General features: G+C 67.5%; 19 protein-coding genes, 1 tRNA gene and 1 pseudogene. 11 read left to right on the forward strand and 10 right to left on the reverse strand.

Annotated elements, in window-relative coordinates; genetic code table 11:
• Positions 1-46: 46 nt before the first annotated feature.
• Positions 47-1891, reverse strand: coding sequence for a chloride channel protein (locus J7U37_RS00590; protein ID WP_247634601.1), 1845 nt, complete (start codon positions 1889-1891; stop codon positions 47-49).
• A 195-nt stretch (positions 1892-2086) separates the two neighbouring features.
• Here J7U37_RS00590 and J7U37_RS00595 point away from each other — a divergent pair.
• The 5 genes from J7U37_RS00595 (at position 2087) to J7U37_RS00615 (ending at position 6211) form a co-directional block, all read left to right on the forward strand.
• Positions 2087-2163, forward strand: a tRNA-His gene (locus J7U37_RS00595).
• A 221-nt stretch (positions 2164-2384) separates the two neighbouring features.
• Positions 2385-3584 (forward strand): transglycosylase SLT domain-containing protein, encoded by a 1200-nt coding sequence (locus tag J7U37_RS00600; protein WP_247634499.1) that lies wholly within the window; start codon positions 2385-2387, stop codon positions 3582-3584.
• Positions 3585-3789: 205 nt separating this feature from the next.
• The gene (locus J7U37_RS00605) at positions 3790-4320 is read left to right on the forward strand and encodes a response regulator (RefSeq protein ID WP_056190430.1); all 531 of its coding nucleotides are present in this window, start codon (positions 3790-3792) and stop codon (positions 4318-4320) included.
• 88 nt (positions 4321-4408) lie between these two features.
• Positions 4409-5329, forward strand: coding sequence for a transglutaminase family protein (locus J7U37_RS00610; RefSeq protein WP_056190432.1), 921 nt, complete (start codon positions 4409-4411; stop codon positions 5327-5329).
• 75 nt (positions 5330-5404) lie between these two features.
• Positions 5405-6211: a transglutaminase family protein gene (locus J7U37_RS00615; RefSeq protein WP_056190303.1), complete on the forward strand. Its 807-nt coding sequence runs from the start codon at positions 5405-5407 to the stop codon at positions 6209-6211.
• 41 nt (positions 6212-6252) lie between these two features.
• Here the strand turns inward: J7U37_RS00615 and J7U37_RS00620 are convergent, their stop codons facing one another.
• Positions 6253-6783, reverse strand: coding sequence for a DUF4142 domain-containing protein (locus J7U37_RS00620; protein WP_056482693.1), 531 nt, complete (start codon positions 6781-6783; stop codon positions 6253-6255).
• Positions 6784-6998: 215 nt separating this feature from the next.
• On the opposite strand from J7U37_RS00620, the gene J7U37_RS00625 reads away from it, so the two are divergent.
• Positions 6999-7226: a hypothetical protein gene (locus J7U37_RS00625; protein WP_056190306.1), complete on the forward strand. Its 228-nt coding sequence runs from the start codon at positions 6999-7001 to the stop codon at positions 7224-7226.
• 10 nt (positions 7227-7236) lie between these two features.
• Here the strand turns inward: J7U37_RS00625 and J7U37_RS00630 are convergent, their stop codons facing one another.
• Positions 7237-8193, reverse strand: a complete 957-nt coding sequence (locus J7U37_RS00630; RefSeq protein WP_247634500.1) for a LysR family transcriptional regulator — start codon at positions 8191-8193, stop codon at positions 7237-7239.
• A 127-nt stretch (positions 8194-8320) separates the two neighbouring features.
• Between J7U37_RS00630 and J7U37_RS00635 the strand changes: the two genes are divergently transcribed.
• Together J7U37_RS00635 and J7U37_RS00640 are read left to right on the forward strand one after the other, a co-directional pair.
• Entirely contained in the window at positions 8321-9250 is a 930-nt protein-coding gene (locus tag J7U37_RS00635) for a ring-cleaving dioxygenase (RefSeq protein ID WP_247634501.1), read from the forward strand.
• 101 nt (positions 9251-9351) lie between these two features.
• Positions 9352-9990 carry an alpha/beta fold hydrolase gene (locus J7U37_RS00640; protein WP_247634502.1) on the forward strand — a complete coding sequence of 213 codons (639 nt, stop codon included), beginning with the start codon at positions 9352-9354 and terminating at the stop codon, positions 9988-9990.
• Positions 9991-10039: 49 nt separating this feature from the next.
• Here J7U37_RS00640 and J7U37_RS00645 read toward each other — a convergent pair whose 3' ends face one another.
• The 5 genes from J7U37_RS00645 to cyoA are packed head-to-tail and all read right to left on the reverse strand — an operon-like array spanning position 10040 to position 15129.
• Positions 10040-10795: an SURF1 family protein gene (locus tag J7U37_RS00645; RefSeq protein WP_247634503.1), complete on the reverse strand. Its 756-nt coding sequence runs from the start codon at positions 10793-10795 to the stop codon at positions 10040-10042.
• Entirely contained in the window at positions 10795-11178 is a 384-nt protein-coding gene (gene cyoD / locus J7U37_RS00650) for a cytochrome o ubiquinol oxidase subunit IV (protein ID WP_056190317.1), read from the reverse strand. Before cyoD ends, J7U37_RS00645 begins: the two co-directional genes overlap by 1 nt.
• Entirely contained in the window at positions 11175-11819 is a 645-nt protein-coding gene (cyoC, locus tag J7U37_RS00655) for a cytochrome o ubiquinol oxidase subunit III (protein WP_056190319.1), read from the reverse strand. The genes cyoD and cyoC overlap by 4 nt, the downstream gene beginning before the upstream one ends.
• 28 nt (positions 11820-11847) lie before the next feature.
• Positions 11848-13851 carry a cytochrome o ubiquinol oxidase subunit I gene (cyoB, locus tag J7U37_RS00660; protein WP_056190321.1) on the reverse strand — a complete coding sequence of 668 codons (2004 nt, stop codon included), beginning with the start codon at positions 13849-13851 and terminating at the stop codon, positions 11848-11850.
• 60 nt (positions 13852-13911) lie between these two features.
• The gene (gene cyoA / locus J7U37_RS00665; RefSeq protein ID WP_247634504.1) at positions 13912-15129 is read right to left on the reverse strand and encodes a ubiquinol oxidase subunit II; all 1218 of its coding nucleotides are present in this window, start codon (positions 15127-15129) and stop codon (positions 13912-13914) included.
• Between the two features lie 366 nt (positions 15130-15495).
• Here cyoA and J7U37_RS00670 point away from each other — a divergent pair, with 366 nt between their 5' ends.
• The 3 genes from J7U37_RS00670 to J7U37_RS00680 all read left to right on the forward strand — a co-directional run bounded on the left by J7U37_RS00670 (position 15496) and on the right by J7U37_RS00680 (position 18670).
• Positions 15496-16830 (forward strand): MFS transporter, encoded by a 1335-nt coding sequence (locus J7U37_RS00670; protein ID WP_056190324.1) that lies wholly within the window; start codon positions 15496-15498, stop codon positions 16828-16830.
• Between the two features lie 99 nt (positions 16831-16929).
• The gene (locus tag J7U37_RS00675; RefSeq protein WP_247634505.1) at positions 16930-18249 is read left to right on the forward strand and encodes a carboxylesterase family protein; all 1320 of its coding nucleotides are present in this window, start codon (positions 16930-16932) and stop codon (positions 18247-18249) included.
• Between the two features lie 97 nt (positions 18250-18346).
• Complete coding sequence (locus J7U37_RS00680; RefSeq protein ID WP_056190327.1) at positions 18347-18670, forward strand: hypothetical protein; 324 nt, start codon at positions 18347-18349, stop codon at positions 18668-18670.
• 393 nt (positions 18671-19063) lie between these two features.
• Here J7U37_RS00680 and J7U37_RS25245 read toward each other — a convergent pair whose 3' ends face one another.
• Together J7U37_RS25245 and J7U37_RS25250 are read right to left on the reverse strand one after the other, a co-directional pair.
• Positions 19064-19579 carry a hypothetical protein gene (locus J7U37_RS25245; protein ID WP_244478546.1) on the reverse strand — a complete coding sequence of 172 codons (516 nt, stop codon included), beginning with the start codon at positions 19577-19579 and terminating at the stop codon, positions 19064-19066.
• A 51-nt stretch (positions 19580-19630) separates the two neighbouring features.
• A pseudogene (locus tag J7U37_RS25250) lies at positions 19631-20170 on the reverse strand (calcium-binding protein); the annotation flags it as partial.
• Between the last annotated feature and the right edge of the window lie 261 nt (positions 20171-20431).

Genomic DNA, 20431 nt, shown 5'->3' on the forward strand with positions numbered 1-20431 from the left:
CCGCCGGCATGTTCTGGTCCTGCCTATTCCGCGCCCGGCCAGCGCGTCAGGTCGCCTCGCCCAGCACCGCCCGGCGCTGGCGGTCCAGTTCCTCGCTGTAGCGCTTCAGCGTGTGGCTCTCGGTCAGCAGGCCGATGACTTTGCGGGTCTTCAGGTCCTCCACCACCGCCAAGGCTTCGCTCTCGGTCCGGTCGAACGCCGCCGTCGCCGCCTTGGCATTCATCTCGGCGGTCAGAACATCGTCGCGATGGCGCAGGAGGCTGGCGAGATCGGGCGAAGCCCCCTCCGTCTCCAGGAGGGCCGCATGGGCTTCGGGCACGAGCACGATCCCGGCGTAGCGGCCGTCGCCGTCCACCATCACCACCCGTGAGGGCGATCCGAGCGGGTGCTTGCGCAGGAAGCTGGCGAGGCTCTGGTCGATGGAGGCCGTCGAGACCTCGCGGCGCATCAGCCGGCCCACCGTCAGCGTCCGGATCCAGCCGACGTCATGCGCGCTGCGGATGCTCTCGCCCCGGAGATGGAAGCGCCAGGTCGCGAAGGAGTAGCCGAAGGTCTTGCGCACGGTCAGGGAGGAGGCGATCACCGCCACCAGCACCAGGCCGGTGATCGGGAAGCTGCCGGTGAGTTCGAGGGCGAGGAACGTCATGGTCAGCGGCCCGCCGATCACCGCCACCGACAGGGAGCTCATGCCGATCACCGCGTAGGCGAGCGGGGTCAGGCCGAAATTCACCATTCCGGGCAGGATCAGCGGCATCCCGACCGCGAAAATCTCGCCCGCCACGGCGCCGAGGAAGAGCGAGGCGAAGAAAAGGCCGCCGCGGAAGCCGGAGCCGATGGAGATCGCCGAGGCGATCGCCTTGGCGACGAACAGCACGATGAGGGCGGAGAGGCCGAGGGCGTTGCCATGCGCCTCCAGGTGCAGGTGCAGCGCCCCGTGCCCGCCGGACAGGACCTGAGGCGAGGCCAGGAGCGCCAATCCGCCGACGCAGAGGCCTCCCACCACCGGGGCGCAGAGCGCGGGCAGACGGGTGATGCGGAAGCCGGCCTCGACCAGGGTGACACCGCGCATGATCAGGATGCCGAGCCCGGCGCAGAGCAGCCCGAGGGTGAGGCTCGGCACCGTGTCGAGGGTCGTCAGCACCGTGGTGGTGATCGCGTCGGCCCGGTCGACCGTGACGAGGGAGGTTTGCGCCACCAGCGCCCGGGCGACGACGCTGCCGCATAGGGCGGCCACCACGACGGGCGTCAAGGTGGCGATGGAATAGGTCCCGATGATGAGTTCGAAGGCATAGAACGCGCCGGTCAGGGGGGCGCCGAAGGCTGCCGCGATGGCGGCGGCCGCCCCGCAGCCCACCAGGGTGCGCTGGTCGGCACGCCGCAATTCAAAGGACAGGCCGAGGCGGGAGGCGACGCCGGCACAGAACTGCGTGTAGGCCGCCTCCATGCCCACCGAGACGCCGCTGCCGTTGGAGATCGTGTTCTGGATCACCACCACGGTGGAATCACTGAGGGACATGCGCCCGCCGTGCAGGGCGTTGGCCTCAATGGGGTCGACCGGCGCGCGCCGGGGGCGCCGGCGCCAGCGCAGCGCGCGGGTGAACAGCGCGAGCAGGACGCCGCCGAAGGCGGGCGCCAGCAGGATCGCCAGGGGCGAGAGATCCGTAGCGGCGCTGAGGCGCATGCCCGGCGGCAGGCCGTACAGCACCTCGCGCATCGCCTGCGTCGCCCGGTTCATCGCCGCCACCGACAGGCCGGAGGCGCATCCGATCAGGCCGGCCAGGACGATAAGGCCGATTTCGCTGCCGCGCACGAGGGCGCGCAGTCGCCCCGGCGCCTGCACGAGCACCTGTCGGGCAGCCGGCGAAGAGGAAGAGCGGTTGCGCAGGGGCATGGGCCGGGCTGGAAGCGGTCGCGGACGGCGACGGAGAGGCATCGAGGCCTCCCCTTACCCTGCGGCTGATAGAGGCGTCGATGGCTGAACCGGGCACGCATGGCCCTGACAGGCCGGGACAGATCCACACTTTTGCCGACGATCGGCCGAAGGCGGCTTGAAATGCGGCGCGGCTCGGGATAGATCGCCCGCAGTGCCGCTGTAGCTCAGTTGGTTAGAGCGCTTGATTGTGGATCAAGAGGTCCCCCGTTCGAGCCGGGGCAGTGGTACCATTCTGTGAATCGAAGTGTCGGGCGGTCGTGCGTGAGCAGGGCCGCTTTTCGCGTTTAAGTCCCACTTTTGCGCGGCGCGCCCGAAACGTGCCGGGGTGTGCGCCAGCGCTCTCGACACTGAGACAAACTTGCCACGGGATTGCCCCAAACTGGGCCGTGTTGTCGCCACATCTCGCAAGCTAATCTCAATCCAGGTCAGGGAACGAGGTTGGGTCGAGCAGATGCAGGGTCGAAACGTCGGATCGTCGCGGACCGTCTTCGCCAAGAACTCGCAGGCTCATAAAGGATCGCTCGCACCGCGCTTCGGCTCCGTCGCAGCGCCGGACGGCTCCGAAGCGCTGACCCTGTCGGGACGCGTCGGCCACGATCACGGCAGCCGCCCGGCCCTGACCCGCTCGGTGCTCTCGATGCTGCTCCTGGCCGGCGGCCTCGGCGCGGTCCTGTCCTACGGCGTCGGTCCGGAGGCCGGTGTCGTCCAGTCGGCCCAGGCCATGACCGAGATCGCGATGCCGCGCCCCCGCGTCCAGCCGATGCCGGTCATCTTTCAGGCCTCCGCCTCGGCCACCCTGCCCGCCTCCGTGTCGCCCACCCCGGCGGCGATCACCGCGTCCTCGGCCTTCGCGCCGGTCCACGACCTCGACACCGAACTCGGCTCCAACGCGGTCGACCGGGTGTCCTATGACTACCTCCTCACCGAAAGTTCGATCGGCGACCCGAACGAGATCATCGAGTTCGGCCCGATGAAGATCCGGCGCCACCTCGTGCAGAAGATCGTCCGGGCGGCGCAGGCGGTGCAGACCGATCCGGTGCTGCTGATGGCGGTGGCCGACAAGGAATCCAGCTTCAAGACCGAAGTGCAGGCACAGACCTCCTCGGCCACCGGCCTGTTCCAGTTCATCGAGCGGACTTGGTTGGGCGTGGTGCGCGACTTCGGACCGAAATACGGTCTCGCCACCGATGCGGCCCTCGTGGTCACCGGCGACAACGGCCGGCCCACCGTGTCGGACCCGGCCGAGCGCACGCGCATCCTCGAGATGCGGCGCGACCCCTACCTGTCCGCCCTGCTCGCCGGCGAGATGCTGAAGCGCGACGCCGCCCGCATCGCCCTGCGGATCGGCCGCGAACTCACCCTCGGCGAGGTCTACCTCGCCCACTTCCTCGGGCCGGACGATGCCGAGGACTTCCTTGCCACGGTGGTCGACAAGCCGAAGGCGGCGGCCGCCCAGATGCTGCCGGGCCCGGCGCGCGCCAACAAGACGATCTTCTTCGCCGCCCAGCGCGGGCGTCGCAAGGCGGCGAGCCTGTCGGTGGCCCAGGTGCACGAGAAGTTCGAGACCATGATGAGCACCCGCGGCGCCCGCTATCGCGACGTCCGTTCCATGGCCGGCGTGCTGGCCTATGCCGATGCGGCGGTGGATTGAGGCACCGTACCGGCTCAAACGCAGGCCAGGGATGATTTCCGGCAACTGACTGTCACCTCCGGGCTTTAATGTCGGCGCCTCCGCTCGTGGCGGCGCACCGAGACACCAACGGCGGAGGCTCTGCTTGTCGGACCCGAAAGGCACCAACGCGGATCGCTCGTCGTCCGTGAGCCGGATTCCTCTCGGCGACACGCTGACGCCGAGCCTGTCCCTCGACCGGATCGGTCAGGCTCTGGCCTCGTTCTACGACGACCTGATCGCCGAGGGCATTCCCGACCACCTCGCCTCATTGATTCGCCAGGTTCAGTCCGAACCTGCGGCCGCGTCCGAAGCGGCGCCCCGGGCCAAGCCGCAGCCGCTCAAGCTCGCCCTGGTGGTCGAGGACGATGCCGCCACGCGCGCGCTGGCCGAGGCCCTCCTGAGCGATACCGAACTCGGCGTGCTCGGGTGCGATAGCGCCGAGGCCGCCCTCAACGTCATGCGCGAGCGCGGCGGCGATGTCGCCCTGGTCTTCGCCGATGTCAGCCTTGCCGGGGCGATGGATGGGGTGCAACTGGCCTCCGCCATCGCGCTGCTGTGGCCGTCCGCCCGTGTGGTGGTGACGTCGGGCGGAAAGGCCGAGCGTCCGAGCAGCCTGCCGGACCAGGCGGTCTTCATTCCGAAGCCGTGGCGGCCCTTCGATCTGCTGACCGAGGCCGATCTCGCGACCAGCACCCCGCAACCCATCGTTTCCTGATAAGGCTCCCCGGCGCACGATTTGCATCGCTTCCCGCAGCGTCCGTGCCGACCAGACCACGCCGCGCGGCGTGGTGGAGCCCCTCGCCTTGCCGATCCTGTCCGTCCGCCACCTGACCATCTATCGCTATCGACAGCCGGTGGCCTTCGGTGAGCATCGCATCCTGTTCCGGCCGCGCGACAGTTACGATCAGCGCCTGATCTCGGCGAATCTGAAGATCACGCCCGAACCGAGCGGGCTGCGCTGGCTCCATGACGTCTTCGGGAATTGCGTGGCCGTCGCGTCGTTCACCGGGCGGGCGGCGCAGCTCACCTTCGAGTGCACCATCACCCTCGATCACACGCCCGAGCTGACGCCGATCTTCCCGATCGCGCCGCACGCGGCGTTCTATCCGTTCGGCTACGGCGCCGACGACATCCCCGATCTCAGCCGCTCGATGGAGCGGCAATACGCGGACCCGCGCAACGAGGTCGATAGCTGGGCGCGCAGCTTCGTCCCCCCGGCGGGACGGATCGGAACCCAGGACCTCCTGGCCGAGATGACGCGCAGCGTCCGACGCAACTTCGCGTATCTGGCGCGCTCCGAGAAGGGCGTGCAGGACCCGGTCACCACCCTGCGGCTCAAGCGCGGCAGCTGCCGCGATTTCGCGGTGTTGATGATCGAGGCCGTGCGCGCCCTCGGCATGGCGGCCCGCTTCGTCTCGGGCTACCTCTACAACCCACGCGGGGATCGCGACCGGCATGTGGGTGGTGGCTCGACTCATGCTTGGGTGCAAGTCTACCTGCCTGGTGCGGGGTGGATCGAGTTCGATCCGACGAACGGCATCGTCGGAAATCGCGACCTGATCCGCGTCGCCGTCGCACGCGATCCGCGCCAGGCCGTGCCGCTGCACGGGTCGTTCTTCGGGTTTCCGGCGGATGATCTGGGCATGACGGTGAGCGTCCACGTCGATGAAGTCGTGCCGAGTGCCGTGGAGCCTTGGGCGACCGATCCGCAGGTGGCGCGTTGAAGGACCGGGTGCGCCCCAGGCTGCCCGGTTTGGAACCATAGAGCGTATAGTTCACGACAGGATCGGGTGGTTGTCATGAAGATCAGGACTGGGTTCGACATTGCCTTCGAATCGGTTCAGCCGACGCCCATGATCCTCGCGTTGAGCGTGCATCCCTCACGGATGCCAGATGTGCTCACCCCGCATGTGATCAACTTCGATCCGCCGATCCCCTGGCAGGAATACCGAGACGACTTCGACAACATCTGCACCCGCATCGTCACGCCCCCCGGACGCCTCACGATCTCGGCCGATTTCGTGGTCCAGGATTCCGGCCTGCCCGACGTCTATGCCCCGCATGCGCAGCAGATCGAGGTCCAGAATCTCCCCCACGAGGTGCTCGTCTACCTCCTGGGCAGCCGCTACTGCGACACCGACAAGCTGTCCGAAACCGCGTGGTCGCTGTTCGGCGGAACGCCCATGGGCTGGGGTCGCGTCCAGGCGATCTGCGATTACGTCCATGACCGCATCCGATTCGACTACATGTGCGCCGACGCCACCCGAACCGCCTGGGACGGTTTCATGCAACGCCAGGGCGTCTGCCGCGATTTTGCGCATCTGGCCGTCGCGTTCTGCCGGTGCATGAACATTCCGGCGCGCTACTGCACCGGCTATCTCGGCGACATCGGCATTCCGCCCGTGCCCGACCCGATGGATTTCTCGGCCTGGTTCGAGGCTTATCTCGACGGCAACTGGTATACCTTCGACGCCCGACACAACACGCCGCGCATCGGCCGGATCGTGATGGCGCGCGGCCGCGATGCCACCGACGTGGCGATCACCACCAACTTCGGCTACGCGCACCTCGCCCGCTTCGACGTTCACACCGACGAGGTGTTCTGACCGTTCGGCCGCGCCGGTTGACCGGCGCGGCGAGCCGTCCGCTACTTGTCGAGATCCTGCGCCATCTTCAGGTGGTGCTCGAGCGCGGGCTGGGTCTTGCTCGCCCAGGCCTTCAATTCGGCGTTGTCGCCCCCTTGGGCGTAACGCTGGAACAGGTCGACGGCATTCTTGTGCGCCGTCACCTGATCGGCGTGGTACTGCTTGGTGAAGGCGTCGCCCTGAAGCGCCTTGAGGCTGTCGAGCCGGGCCTGATGGGTGCTGTCCAGGGCGGTCGGTGCCGTCGCCTGGACCTTGCCCCCCTGGATCATCGCCTTCATCTCGGATGTCGTCTTCTCGTGGTCGGTGATCATCTGACGGGCATAGGCTTTGGTCGGCTCATCGCTGCGCTCGGCGGCCAGCCGGCTGCTCTCGATCTCGAACAGATCGCTGATCCCGGCCTGGGTCACGAAATCCGCCGTGGAAGGGCTCACGCCGATCAGCGCGTTGATGCCCGTCTTCTCGCCCACCGATTGGGCCAGGGCCGGTCCGGCCAGGAGCACAGCCACGGCGGCGGCGCCGACGATCTGTTTCATCACGATCTCCTTCCGATGCTGGATCTGACGCGTTCCCGCCGTCACGAATCCGAGAACACGCATCCTCTCCGCGTGAACCTCGGCGCTGCGGCCCTGTTCCGAAGGGCCGGGGCAGGTGTCGATGGCCGACGGCTTCGACTTCACCACGAATGCAGGTTGTCGGGACGAAAAGCGTGTCGCCGCGCGTTGCACTCAGGCAAGCAGGAGAGACCGAGATGGATGCACGCCTCATCGCGATGAACAACGAGGCCAACCGGATCGCCTCCGAGCGGCTGCTGGAGCAGCTTCGGGACGAGGGATTGCGCTACCGGCTCTGGGTCACGGGCACGCCGAAGGGCGACACGGTGCATCTTCGGGTGACCCGTCCGTGTCCGGACATGCACCAGCGCATCGACAAGGTCTTGCGCGGGCGCGGACTGATCCTGGAGATCACCGAGACCTGACCCGAACGGATCACGCTGCGGGTGCCGGCGGCGCGGCAGCGCCGCGTGCGTAGCCGCCGGGGTCCGACCAGGGGGCGTTCGACAGTGCCTTGGCCAGAAAGCCGATCAGCGCAGTCACCCGCGCGGGGCGCGGATCGCCCGGCGGGGTCACGAGGTGCAGGTCGATGCGCGGCGGCGACCATTCGGGCAGGACCCGCTCCAGGCGACCGTCGCGCAGGTCCTCCCAGATCATGAAATCCGGCTGGACCGCGAGGCCGAGCCCGGCCCGAAGGGCGGGCGCCAGGGCATCGGCGTTGTTGGCCCGCAAGGGACCGTTCGGCACCACCGCCGCCTCCCGACCGTCCGAAGCGACGAAGCGCCAGCGATCCGGCGTCGGCAGGTAGGCGTAGCCCAGGCACGCATGATCCGAGAGGTCGTGCGGATGCGCCGGCCGCCCGAAGCGCGCGAGATAGGCGGGGGTTGCCACCAACGAGCGGTGGACGGTGCATAGGCGCCGGGCCCGCAGCGACGAATCGGTCAGGGCCGCGATGCGCAGGCCGAGATCGAAGCCGCCGCCGACGAGGTCGACGAGGTCATCGCTCAAGTGCAGATCGATGCTGAGGCCGGGGTGGCGACTCAGGAAGTCCGGCAGGCGCGGAGCCACGTGCAGCACGCCGAACGACATCGGCGCGGCGAGGCGCACCCGGCCGCGCATCTGCGCGGCGGCGTCCTGCGCCAGCGCTTCGGCCGCCTCGCCCTCCGCCAGGATGCGGGCCGCCGCATCCCGCGCCGAGGCCCCGGCCTCCGTCAGGGCGAGCTTGCGCGAGGTGCGATGAAACAGGCGTGCCCCGATCCGGGCTTCCAGGCGGGTGACGGCCTTCGAAACCGTGCCTTTGGCGATCCCGAGATCCGCGGCGGCACGCCCGAACGACCCGGTCTCCACCACCTTGGCGAAGACGGCCCAGGCTTCGAAGTCAGGAAGCTTCATGGCGGTGTATTCCGAAACGATGCGTTTCCATCGTTTCCATTTCCGAACCGAAGGGCAAGGCGCATCTTCCGGTCATCGCAGCACGGCCGGGCTTCCGGCGCGGCGCTGCCCGCGAGGAGTTCGTCCCATGTCCCACACCGGCATCCATCACGTCACCGCGTTCTCTGGCGCCCCCGACCGAAACGCCGACTTCTACACCCGCGTGCTCGGCCTTCGCTTGGTGAAGAAGACCGTCAACTTCGACGATCCGGGCACCTACCATCTCTATTACGGCGATGAGACCGGCCGCCCCGGCACCATCCTGACCTTCTTCCCCATTGCCCACGCGGCACCCGGGCGGGTCGGCGTCGGCGAGACGCAGGAGACCGCGTTCCGAGTCCCGCGCGCCGCCATCGGCTGGTGGGCCCATCACCTCATCGAGAAGGGCGTCACGCACGACACCGTGGCCCAGGCCTTCGGCGATCCGATTCTGCGCTTTCGCGACCCGGACGGCATGATCCTGGCCCTGGTGGGAACCGACGCCGAGGAGGCCGGCGGGGTCTGGACCGGCGGCGAGGTTCCGGCCGAGCACGCCATCCGGGGATTTCACGGGGTGACGCTCCTGCTGCGGGAGGCCGAAGCGACGGCGGCGATCCTGACCGGCGTGCTCGGTTTCCGCGAAGCCGGCCGCGACGGTCTGTCGATCCGCTATGGCAGCGGAGCCGAGACCGGCGGCTTCGTCACCCTGCGGGTGGTGGGCGAATTCCTGCGCGGTCGCCAGGGCGCCGGCTCGGTCCACCACATCGCTTTCCGGGCCGCGGACGACGCGGAGCAGGCCCGGATGGTGGAGACGCTGACCCGGTCGTACGGTCTCGGCGTCACCGAGCAGAAGGACCGTCAGTATTTCCGCTCGGTCTACTTCCGCGAGCCGGGCGGAGTGCTGTTCGAAATCGCCACCGATGGTCCCGGCTTTGCCATCGACGAGCCGGTGGCGTCGCTGGGCCAAGCCCTCAAGCTCCCGGGTTTCCTTGAGCCGCACCGGGCGCAGATCGAGGGCCGCCTGGCCGAGAGGGGCTGATTCTATCCACCCGCCGGTTCCGTCACCGGGCGACGAAAACCCGGCGCCCGCTCCCAGAGTCGGGGCGGGCGCCGATTCTCAATCGCTTCAGCGAGGTTGTCATGACCAACCCATCCCTCAGGCAGCCCGCCCTCGGCCTCGTCCATCGCTTCGCGCCAGCGACCGTTGCCGACGCACGGCCCCTGCTCCTGCTCCACGGGACGGGTGGCGACGAGAACGACCTCCTGCCCCTTGGCCGGACGCTGGCGCCCGGAGCCGCCCTGCTCTCCCCGCGCGGCGCCGTCCTGGAGAACGGCATGCCGCGCTTCTTCCGGCGCTTGGCGGAGGGCGTGTTCGACGAAGCCGATCTCCGGCATCGGGCGGCGGATCTCGCTGCGTTCATCGCGGCGGCGCGCGCGGCCTACGGGCTCGCCGCCCCGGTGGCGGTCGGTTTCTCGAACGGCGCCAACATCGCCGCCGCCCTACTGCTGTTGCATCCCGACGTGCTGGCGGGAGCCGTCCTGCTGCGCCCGATGGTGCCGCTGACCCGGACCGATCCAGTCGATCTCGCGGGCAAACCGGTGCTCCTGCTCTCCGGCGCCGCCGACCCGATCGTTCCGGCGGCCAATGCGGGCGCGCTCGCCGCGCGGCTTCGCGCGGGCCGAGCCGCGGTCACGCACGAGATCCTGCCGAGCGGGCATGGCCTGACCCAGGCGGACGTGGAGCGCGCGGGGGCCTGGATCGCGGGGCTCGGCGCCTGAGCCATCCGAGCGGCCGCCCACCGGCAGGAATCGGAGGGAGGGCCGCGGTTCAGGTCGATCTCCGCCGCGCCGAGCGGCGGGCATCGACCAGCGTGTAGGCGAGCGCGCCCGCGACCATCAGCGCAAGAACGTACCACGTCAGCGCGTAGACGAGGTGATTGTCCGGGAAGGCCACGATGGTCAGCCCGCCGACAGGCCAACCACCTGGGTTCGGCGTCGCATCGGCATCGACGAAATAGGGGGCCGCCTCATTGAGGCCCCGCGCCTGCGCGATCGCCGCGACATCGCGCGAATACCAGCGCCCGGCGCCGGCATCATTGCTGCGGAGGAAGCCCCCTCCGGGTTCGCTGAAGCGCAGGAGACCGATGACCGAGACCGGCGCATCGGTCTGCCCCTCGGCCCGCGTGGCCGGATCGCGCCTGTCCGGCGGGATGAAGCCGCGATTGATCAGAAGCGTGGTGCCATCGGGGCGCAGCAGCGGTGTCATCACCCAGAAGCCGCCACCGAGTTCGGTCACGGCCTGAACCAGGGTTTCCCGGTCGTTCTGAAACCGTCCCGTGGCCTGAACCCGCCGGTACGCGTCCGTCTCGGGCGTCAGACTGTTCCAGATCGCCGGACCCGGCGCCGCGACGGGCTCTGCGTGCACCCGGGCTTCGACCCGGGCGATCAGCGCGTGCTTCCAGGCGCGACGCTGAATCTGCCAGGTCCCGAGCGCCGCCAGGAGGCCGATCAAGACCAGTCCGACGACGCAGAGGGTGGCGAGCGCGACGCCGGAGCGCCGCGTCGCCGGTTTGCCGACGCGCATCAGCGCGTGTGCATGTGCATCGGCATCATGTTGGTGTTGAGGTGGTACATGACCCACAGGGAGCCCGCGAGGGTGATGATCACCAGCGTCAGGGTGAAGATCAGCGCCAGGATGGTCCAGCCGCCTTCGGACTTCGTGTTCATGTGGAGGAAGTAGATCATGTGGACCACGATCTGCGCCACCGCGAAGCCCATGATGACGATGCCGGTGATCTGGTTGTTGCCGATCACGTTGCTCATCACGAGGATGAACGGGATTGCCGTCAGGATGACCGACAGCACGAAGCCGGTCATGTAATCCTTGAACGAACCGTGGCTGCCGGCATCGGCATGGCCATGTGCATGCCCGTGGTCGTCGTGTCCTGCCTTCGTCGCGGCGCTCATTGCAGGACTCCCATCAGGTACACGAAGGTGAACACGCCGATCCAGATCACGTCGAGGAAGTGCCAGAACATGCTGAGGCAGAGCAGCCGACGCTTGTTCTCGGGTACCAGCCCGCGCTTGTGGACCTGCGCCATCAGCGTCACCAGCCAGACGATGCCGAGGCTGACGTGCAGGCCGTGGGTGCCGACCAGGGTGAAGAAGGCCGACAGGAAGGCGCTGCGCTGGGGCGTGGCGCCCTCGTGGATCAGGTGGTGGAACTCGTAGAGTTCGAGGCCCACGAAGGCGAGGCCGAACAGGCCGGTCACGGCCAGCCAGATCTGCACCCGGCTGAGGTCGCCCTTCTCCATCTCCAGCATGGCGAAGCCGTAGGTGATGGACGAGAACAGCAGCATCGACGTGTTCAGCGCCACCAGCGGCAGGTCGAACAGGTCCTTCGGCGACGGGCCGGCCGCATAGTTGCGCCCCACCACCGCGTAGGTGGCGAACAGGGCCGCAAAGATGAGGCAGTCGCTCATCAGGTAGAGCCAGAAGCCGAGCATCGTGCTCCCTTCCGGGTGATGCTCGCCCTTGGCGTCGTAGAAGTCCGTCGGGTCGACCGCCTTGATCGCGACCGACGGGCTTCGTCCCGACTCGAAGTTCATGGCAGCGGAAGCTTGGGTTGCCATGGTCTTAGACGTGCTCCGCCAACAGGGCTGTCCGCTGGGCTTCGGTCCGGACGACCTCGTCGGCCGGGATATAGAAGTCGCGGTTGTAGTTGAAGGTGTGGCCGATCGCGACCACCGCGATCGCCGCGAAGCTGAAGGCGGCGAGCCACCAGATGTACCAGATCATCGCGAAGGCGAAGATGATGCTCAGCACGCCGAGGATCAGGCCGGCCGCGGTGTTCTTGGGCATGTGGATCGGCTTGAAGCCCTGGAGCGGACGCGCATAGCCGCGCTTCTTCATGTCCCACCACGCGTCGTGATCGTGGATCACCGGCGTGAAGGCGAAGTTGTAGTCCGGCGGCGGCGACGAGGTCGCCCATTCCAGGGTCCGGCCGCCCCACGGATCGCCGGTCGTATCCCGCAGCTGGTCACGCCGGATGACGCTGACCACCAGGGTGATGATGAACGAGGCGATGCCGCACAGGATCAGAAGGGCGCCAAACGCTGCAATCACGAACCAGATTTGGAGCGAGGGATCGTCGAAGTGCTGGACGCGACGGGTGACGCCCATCAGGCCGAGCACGTAGAGCGGCATGAAGGCGACCCAGAAGCCGGTCAGCCAGAACCAGAACGACATCTTCCCCCAGAACGGATCGAGCTTGAAGCCGAAGGCCTTGGGGAACCAGTAGGTGATGCCGGCCAGCATGCCGAACAGCACGCCGCCGATGATGACGTTGTGGAAGTGGGCGATCAGGAACAGCGAGTTGTGCAGCACGAAGTCGGCCGGGGGCACGGCGAGCAGCACGCCGGTCATGCCGCCGATGACGAAGGTCACCATGAAGCCGACCGTCCAGAGCATCGGCACCTCGAAGCGGATGCGGCCCTTGTACATGGTGAACAGCCAGTTGAAGATCTTCGCCCCCGTGGGGATCGAGATGATCATCGTGGTGATGCCGAAGAACGAGTTCACGCTGGCGCCCGAGCCCATCGTGAAGAAGTGGTGCAGCCACACGAGGTAGGACAGGATCGTGATCACGACGGTCGCGTAGACCATCGAGGCGTAACCGAAGAGGCGCTTGCTCGAGAAGGTCGAGACGATCTCCGAGAACACGCCGAAGGCCGGCAGGATGAGGATGTACACCTCCGGGTGGCCCCAGATCCACACCAGGTTCACGTACATCATCGGGTTGCCCCCGAGGTCGTTCGAGAAGAAGTGCGTGCCGACGTAGCGATCAAGCGACAGCAGCGCAAGAACGGCCGTCAGGATGGGGAAGGCAGCGACGATGAGAATGTTGGTGCAGAGCGAGGTCCAGGTGAAGACCGGCATCTTCATCATGGTCATGCCGGGGGCCCGCATCTTCACGATGGTGGCGATCAGGTTGATGCCGGACAGCAACGTCCCGATGCCGGCGATCTGCAGCGCCCAGATGTAATAGTCGACGCCGACGCCCGGACTCATGGCAGGGCCGGAGAGCGGCGGATAGGCCAGCCAGCCGGTGCGGGCGAACTCGCCGACGAACAGCGAGGCCATCACCGTCACGGCGCCCGCCACCGTCATCCAGAAGCTGAAGTTGTTGAGGAACGGAAAGGCCACGTCGCGGGCGCCGATCTGCAGCGGCACCACGAAGTTCATCAGGCCCGTCACCAGCGGCATCGCCACGAAGAAGATCATGATCACGCCGTGGGCGGTGAAGATCTGGTCGTAGTGGTGCGGCGGCAGGTAGCCCTCGTTCGGGCCGAACGCCATCGCCTGCTGGGCGCGCATCATCAGCGCGTCGGCAAAGCCGCGCAAGAGCATCACCAGCGCCAGCACGATGTACATGATGCCGATCTTCTTGTGATCGACGGAGGTGAACCAGTCGCGCCAAAGGATACCCCAGAGGCGGAAATACGTCAGGGCGCCGAGCACGGCGACGCCGCCGATGCCGACCATCACGAAGGTGATCAGGAGGATCGGCTCATGAAGCGGCACGGCATCGAGCGTCAGGCGCCCGAACAGGAGCTTCTGGAGATCCGGATTGGAGAACATGGGACCTACTCGTCAGAGGAGTGTGCCGAATGGAGGGGCGGGCGACAGAAGCGTCCGCGATTAGCGATTCAGTTGGCCGGGCGCGACCGAGTCCGAGCCCTTCGAATCCTTGCCGTCGGCCGCCGGGCCGGCTTGGCCCTGGTGAGCGCCGTGGTCAGGTCCAGAATGATCGTGCCCGGAATGTTCCGGTGCCGAACCCGGCTTCACCTCGGGCGCGATGCTCTTCGGCTTCATGCCTTCGGGCTGCTCCGGGCTGTGCGACTCACGACCCGAGCCGCCGACGGTGGCGGCGGGAGCCTCCACGCCCTGCTCGGCGTAGCGATTGTCGTATTCGAGCCGCTCGCGATTGGCGTGGCTCTCCTTGCCGGCGCCGCCCATGGCGTCGATGTGCATCATCTCGTTCATGCACATCTTGCCGGGAATGGCGCACATGTTGAGCACCGCGCCGTAGAGGCCGTTCTCGACCGAGGAGAAGTAGCGGACGGGCTCGCGCTCGCTCGGCTTCTCCAACTCGATGTAGGATTGGCGGGTGAGCGATTGGCCCTCCGCCTTCACCTTGGCGACCCAGGCGTCGAACCCGGCCTGGTCGAGGCCATGGAACTTGAAGTTCATCCGCGAGAAGCCCGAGCCGCTGTAGTTGGCCGAAAGACCTTCATACACACCGGCCTTGTTGATCACCGCGTGCAACTTGGTCTCCATGCCGGCCATGGCGTAGATCTGACCGGCGAGAGCGGGAACGAAGAACGAATTCATCACGGTGGCTGAAGTGATCTTGAAGGAGATCGGCACGTCGACCGGTGCGGCCAGTTCGTTGACGGTGGCGATACCCTGATCTGGGTAGAAGAACAGCCATTTCCAATCGAGTGCGACGACCTCGACCGTCAGCGGCTTGACCCCCGCCGGCAGCGGGCGGTCGGCGTCGAGCCGGCTCAGGGGCCGGTAGGGATCGAGAGTGTGGGTGCTGATCCAGGTCAGCGCTCCGAGCGCGATCACGATCACCAGCGGGGCGGACCAGATCAGCACTTCGAGCTGGGTCGAGTGATGCCAGTCGGGATCGTACTCGGCGTCCTTGTTCGAGATGCGGTAGCGCCAGGCGAACAGCAGCGTGAAGGCGATCACCGGAATGATGATCAGCAGCATCAGGCCGGTGGAGGCCAGGATCAGGTCGCGCTGGCGCGCGGCGATGTCACCGGACGGCTGCATCAGAACCATGTTGCAGCCGGAGAGCAGGCCGAACAGCGGAAGGAGGACGAGCGTGCGAAGGATTTTGACGGGCATGGATTTGACGGGCATGGACTCGTCTGGCGCGATCTCGGAGGAGCACCTTCCCGTTCCCCCCTGGGACGGGAGGACGGAAGCGCTGCGTCTCACTGCGCCGCAACACAGGGCTCTGACAAGTCGCGCGTGGCGCGTCTGATCAGCGCTGCGCTCATGGCGGTTGTAAGTTAAGCTGTGCTAAGGGATTTTTTCCGTGGGAAACCGAGTCGTGCCTTTTGGTCGCGGCGTTCCCGGTGGAGCGCGTCACGCCGTGCTTTGACGCAGACGAATCACGCGGCGTAAACGTAGTCCAAACCCCTTCGGCCCCCGCGCGCTTTCCGGCGCCCGATCCGGCCCCGAACGCATGAAGCGAGCCCGGTCCTCTCGATGAGCGCAGAATACGCAGTGCCGTCCTCGTCGTCGCTGGAACGCGACGCCCACGAGGCTTCCAGCGACCACACGGTCGCGCCGGGCGAAATCGCCATCGGAGTCGTGATCGGCCGCGCCGCCGAGTATTTCGACTTCTTCGTGTTCGGCATCGCCTCGGTGCTGATCTTTCCCGGCGTGTTCTTCCCCTTCGCCGACCCGCTGACCGGCACCCTCTACGCCTTCGCGCTGTTCGCCCTGGCCTTCATCGCCCGCCCGATCGGATCGGTGATCTTCATGGAGATCGACCGGCGCCACGGGCGTGCCGCCAAGCTGACGATCGCGTTGTTCCTCCTCGGTGGGTCGACCATGGCGATCGGCTTCCTGCCGAACTACCATCAGGTCGGCGCCCTCTCGATCTGGATTCTCGCAGCCCTCCGCTTCGGGCAGGGGCTGGCCCTCGGCGGCGCCTGGGACGGTCTGGCCTCGCTCCTGGCCCTCAACGCACCCGAGAAGCAGCGCGGCTGGTACGCGATGATCCCGCAGCTCGGCGCCCCCGTGGGCTTCATGCTGGCGAGCGCGCTGTTCGCGTTCTTCGTCGGAAATCTCAGCACCGAGGACTTCCTGGACTGGGGCTGGCGCTACCCCTTCTTCGTGGCCTTCGCCATCAACGTGGTGGCGCTGTTCGCCCGCCTCCGCCTCGTCGCCACCGAGGAATTCTCGCGCATGCTTCAGATGCGCGAGCTGGAGCCGACGCCGGTGCTGGAGCTGCTGCGCACCCATGGACGCTTCGTGCTGATCGGCGCCGTGGTCCCGCTGGCGAGCTTCGCCCTGTTCCATCTCGTGACGGTGTTCCCGATCAGCTGGATTCACCTGTTCACCGCGCGCTCGGCCAGCGAGTTCCTGCTGGTGCAGTGCTCCGGGGCGTTCCTGGCGGCCGGCACCATCGTGGTCTCGGGTATCATGGCCGATCGCATCGGCCGGCGGACCACGGTCGGCATCGCGGCCGCCCTGATCGCCGTGTTCGCGGTGGCCAGCATCATCGCCCCCATCGTGTTCGGCGACAGCGAACTCGGCCAGACCGTCTACGTCCTGATCGGGTTCGGCCTGCTCGGCTTCTCCTATGGCCAGACCTCCGGCTCGGTGACGGCCAATCTCGGTTCGCGCTTCCGCTACACCGGCGCCGCCCTGACCTCGGATCTCGCCTGGCTGATCGGCGCCGGATTCGCGCCCCTGGTGGCCCTCGGCGTGTCGAGCCGCTTCGGTCTGTCCTGGGTCGGCGTCTACCTGCTGTCCGGCGCCGTCGCGACCCTGTGCGCCCTCGCCTTCAACCGGCGTGAGACCGCCCGCCTCTGAGGCGAGCCGGCCCGTGACCCCGACGAAGCCCCGCCCGGCCCCCGCGCCGGCGGGGTTTTTTCCTATGCGATTGCCGAGGCATAGCCCGCGTGGTCCCGCATGAGCGAGCCGTGCCGCTTCTTCCCGCCCTGTGGCCCGGTGGTGGCCCGGGTCGACGGTGCGGTCATGCGCGCAACCGGGATTCCCTACGCGCAGGCCGCGCGCTTCGCCCTTCCCGAGCCGGTGCCGGACTGGACCGAGCCGTTTCAGGCTACCGAATGGGCCCCGGCCTGCCCGCAGGTCGCGATCCCGTTCCTAGAGGAGGCCCTCGGCGGCGCTCTCGGCACGCTCACCCAGGACGAGGCGTGCCAGCGCCTCTCGATCACCTGCCCGGTCGATCGCGGCGCCCAGGAGCGCCTGCCCGTCATGGTCTGGATTCATGGCGGCTCCTACATCTGTGGCGCCGGCGATGCGCCCTGCGGCGACCCGGCGCGACTGGCGGCCGAGCAGCGGGTCATCGTCGTCACAATGACCTATCGGCTCGGCCTGTTCGGCTATCTCGGGGATGATGCGGGCCGCCCGGCCAATCTCGGCCTGCTCGATCAGATCGCCGCCTTCCGCTGGGTTCGACGCAACATCGCGGCCTTCGGCGGCGACCCCGAGGCGGTCACGGCCTTCGGGCAATCCGCCGGCGGAGACGCGGTGGCGCACCTGATGGCGACCGAGGAGGCCGGGACGCTGTTTCGCCGCGCTATTATCCAGAGCGCGCCGCTGGGCATCCGCCATCGGCGCCGGCGCATGAACGCCGCCATGGCACAGGTGCCGGTCACGCGCGCCATGACGACCGCGCAGGTGCTCGCGCGCCAGGGGCGCGTCGCGGCACGGGCGAGGTGGTTCGGCCTCTCGGGCTTCATGCCGTTCGGAACCCAGTACGGCCATGCCCCCCTGCCCCCGGAATCCGGGATGGCGGCGGCCTGGGACCGGGCAGCGCCGCAGGTCGACCTGCTGATCGGCTACACGGCCGAAGAAGGCCGCTTCTTCCTGCCCACGATTCCGGTGTTGCAACCGTGGCTGCGCCTGCCCGGGATCGGCAGGCTGCTGGCGCGCGGTCTGGTGGGCTTCATCACCCACATGGTCTATGCGGGGGCCGTGCGCCGCTTCGCCCGGCGCCACGCCCGGGCCGGCGGCCGGGTCCATCGCTACACTCTCGACTGGCGCGCGCCCGGCAATCCCTTCGGTGCCGCCCACGCCATCGAATTGCCCCTCCTGTTCGGATCGGAAACGGTCTGGCGCGACGCCGCCTACCTCGCCGGCGCATCCTGGCCCGAGATCGACCGCGCCGGTCGCGATCTGCGCGCATTCTGGGCGGCATTCGCTCGCGGCCAAACACTTCCCGAGCGTGGGTGCATCGACGGTCTCATCCGCTACCGGAAGATCTGAACCGGTCTTCGAGGGAACACCCGGCGGATTCCGCCGGTCGACATTCGATGGCCGAAGCACTAGCCCGGCCTTCGTCGCAAATCAGGGACCGGCATTCGTGGCCAAGCTGATCTACACCCGCCTCGAAGACCATCCGCGCGAAACCTACGTCATCACCAGCGGAGCCCTGATCGTCGGGCGCGTCGATTGCATCAGCGACGATCCGGCGCCGGCCGCGCAATGGACCTGGGGTCTACACCTCGACATCGGCGCGGCCCCGTTCCGTCGCGGCGCCACCGTGGCTTCCCGCGACGCCGCCATCGCGGCCCTCGATGCGGCCTGGGGCGAGTGGAAGCTGTGGGCGGGGCTTCGGGATGCCGATCCGAGCGAGGCGCCGGAGCCGGTCGCGGTGACGAATCCGGGTGCGCGGGTACTGCGATAGCCGGAAAGCTGTCGTGCCGACGGGATCGGTCTCAGATTTCGGCGGCCGGCGTGCTATCCAGAGCCATGCCTCGCTGGTTCTTCCTCCTGTTCGCCTGCGCCCTCGCGCTGTCCGTCATCGGCGGCGTTCTGATCTTCCTGCGCTCGCCGATCCCGATCGAGCAGCGCGCGAACTGACTCCCGGCGCCGCGGTTCGCCGCGCCTCGTATCGCGGCCCTGCGCCGCGTCGCGCCTGTCGATGTGGAACCGCCTGGGCGGCGCAGCCCGGACGCGCTCCGTCGATTCTGACGATGAGACCGTGTCGCGATCACCCGGCGCGCGCGGATGCCCGCGACACGATCCCCATCGATTCGGGTCCACGCGCAGGGCAGCGCGTGGACCCAAGCCGCAGATCTCAGGCGTGGAAGACGCCATCGCCGACGACCGGCTGACGCCCCTCGGCGGCTCCGAACTCCAGGAAATGCTGAAGCGGATTGAAGCCGGCCGCGGCGACATCGGGATTGGCGGCCAGGTACCCCTGCGTGTCGAAGCCGGCGGATGGATCGCGGCCCTCCTTCCAGCCGAAATTGAGGTAGTGTTCGAGCGGGTTGATCCCTGCGGCGGCCACATCCTGGTACGCCGTCAGGTACCCCGTGGTGTCGAAGAACGCATTCGGGTTCCGCCCTTCCTGCCAGCCGAAGGCGGCGAAATGCACCTCGGGATCGGTGCCGGCCTGGAAGACGTCCGGGTTCTGGCTGAAGTAGAACAGATCGTCGACGAGAGCATTGCCGTCGCCCTGCACGACCTTCCCGTTCGTGAACTCGAACACTTCGACGTTCTTGATGGTATCGAGCCCCGATGCCGTGGTGATCGTGCTCAGAACGCCGGCCGACGACAGGGCGTCGCCGCTCGGAAGCGCATAGTCGAACACGGCGGTGTCGGCCCCTTGAGCGCCGTCGAGGATGTTGGTCCCCGTCCCACCGGCGAGCCGGTCATCGCCGAAGTCGCCGAACAGGGTATCGTCGCCTGCCGCACCCACGAGGGTGTCGTTGCCCAGATCGCCATCGACGAGGTCGTCGCCGTCGCCGCCATCGAGAGAATCGTCGTCATCGCCTCCGGCGAGAAAGTCATTGCCGGCTTCGCCGAAGACTTGATCGCGGCCCGCTTCGCCGACGAGGAAGTCGTTGCCGGCAGCACCGTAGAGGATGTCGTCGCCCGGGTTGCCGGCGGCATAATCGTCGCCGTCTTCGGTGTAGATCGTATCGTTGCCGGCTTCACCGATGATCTGATCGGCGCCGGCTCCACCACGGATCAGATCGTCCCCGGGACCGCCCGCGATGAAGTCCAGATCGGCACCGCCCGTGATCGTATCGTTGCCGTCCTGACCGTCGATCCTGTTGAACCCGCCGGGGTCCGAGAGGGTATCGTTTCCAAGGAGACCGAGGATGATGTCGTCGTCAGTCGTACCGGTCAGAACATCATTGCCATTCGTTCCTGAGATCGATGCCATAGTATCCTCCATGATTGATTTTTTGGGGCGGTGAACGGTTCCACGCACAGGCCTGCGCCCGTGCTCAGATCAGATCGGCACGCGATAGGTTGCTGTATGATAGACGCCTATGCGAATGCAGCACAGTTTGCCGCACTGCATCAGAAGAAAACAAATCTTTCACACGACAACTGCAGCTTACGGCTAACCGGGAGTCGTTCGACTTGTTCACCGGCCCCGTGTCGAACTTCGCTGGAGCGTTGTGCCGCGCCAAACCGGCGTGTGCGGCGGCTG

Origin of the sequence: Methylobacterium sp. 37f (assembly GCF_023093475.1) — a bacterium.
Classification (GTDB): Bacteria; Pseudomonadota; Alphaproteobacteria; order Rhizobiales; family Beijerinckiaceae; genus Methylobacterium.

Coding starts and splice junctions, on each gene's coding strand:
- J7U37_RS00615 (WP_056190303.1), top strand. CDS start 5,405: ATGAAGATCAGGACTGGGTTCGACATTGCCTTCGAATCGGTTCAGCCG.
- J7U37_RS00625 (WP_056190306.1), top strand. CDS start 6,999: ATGGATGCACGCCTCATCGCGATGAACAACGAGGCCAACCGGATCGCC.
- J7U37_RS00600 (WP_247634499.1), top strand. CDS start 2,385: ATGCAGGGTCGAAACGTCGGATCGTCGCGGACCGTCTTCGCCAAGAAC.
- J7U37_RS00590 (WP_247634601.1), bottom strand. CDS start 1,891: ATGCCCCTGCGCAACCGCTCTTCCTCTTCGCCGGCTGCCCGACAGGTG.
- cyoD (WP_056190317.1), bottom strand. CDS start 11,178: ATGAGCGCCGCGACGAAGGCAGGACACGACGACCACGGGCATGCACAT.
- J7U37_RS00640 (WP_247634502.1), top strand. CDS start 9,352: ATGACCAACCCATCCCTCAGGCAGCCCGCCCTCGGCCTCGTCCATCGC.
- J7U37_RS00670 (WP_056190324.1), top strand. CDS start 15,496: ATGAGCGCAGAATACGCAGTGCCGTCCTCGTCGTCGCTGGAACGCGAC.
- J7U37_RS00630 (WP_247634500.1), bottom strand. CDS start 8,193: ATGAAGCTTCCTGACTTCGAAGCCTGGGCCGTCTTCGCCAAGGTGGTG.
- cyoC (WP_056190319.1), bottom strand. CDS start 11,819: ATGAACTTCGAGTCGGGACGAAGCCCGTCGGTCGCGATCAAGGCGGTC.
- J7U37_RS00620 (WP_056482693.1), bottom strand. CDS start 6,783: ATGAAACAGATCGTCGGCGCCGCCGCCGTGGCTGTGCTCCTGGCCGGA.
- J7U37_RS00675 (WP_247634505.1), top strand. CDS start 16,930: ATGAGCGAGCCGTGCCGCTTCTTCCCGCCCTGTGGCCCGGTGGTGGCC.
- J7U37_RS00645 (WP_247634503.1), bottom strand. CDS start 10,795: ATGCGCGTCGGCAAACCGGCGACGCGGCGCTCCGGCGTCGCGCTCGCC.
- cyoA (WP_247634504.1), bottom strand. CDS start 15,129: ATGCCCGTCAAAATCCTTCGCACGCTCGTCCTCCTTCCGCTGTTCGGC.
- J7U37_RS00635 (WP_247634501.1), top strand. CDS start 8,321: ATGTCCCACACCGGCATCCATCACGTCACCGCGTTCTCTGGCGCCCCC.
- cyoB (WP_056190321.1), bottom strand. CDS start 13,851: ATGTTCTCCAATCCGGATCTCCAGAAGCTCCTGTTCGGGCGCCTGACG.